General features: G+C 70.0%; 1 protein-coding gene. It reads left to right on the top strand.

Annotation, left to right across the window (positions count from 1 at the left end):
* Positions 1-208: redoxin domain-containing protein (locus ACPYOG_RS20775; protein ID WP_481295950.1), on the top strand; the 208-nt coding region annotated here is incomplete at its 5' end.
* Positions 209-237: the final 29 nt, after the last annotated feature.

Raw genomic sequence — 237 nt, 5'->3', positions numbered from 1 at the left:
GACCTACGGCCTGCTGAGCGACCCGGACCACGCCGTCCACGAGGCGTACGGCGCGTGGGGCGAGAAGATGAACTACGGCAAGGTCGTCGAAGGCGTCCTCCGCTCGACCTTCGTCGTGGATGCCGACGGGCGCATCGCCCACGCACTCTACAACGTCAAGGCCACGGGGCACGTCGCTCGCGTGCGCGCGCTCCTCGGGCTCGACTGAGGACTCCGGGCCTTCAGTCGGTCGCGGGG

This window comes from Leifsonia sp. HAY1-4F (assembly GCF_056755275.1).
Note: the sequence above shows the minus strand (reverse complement) of the source record. Positions and strands in the feature narration are given on the sequence as shown.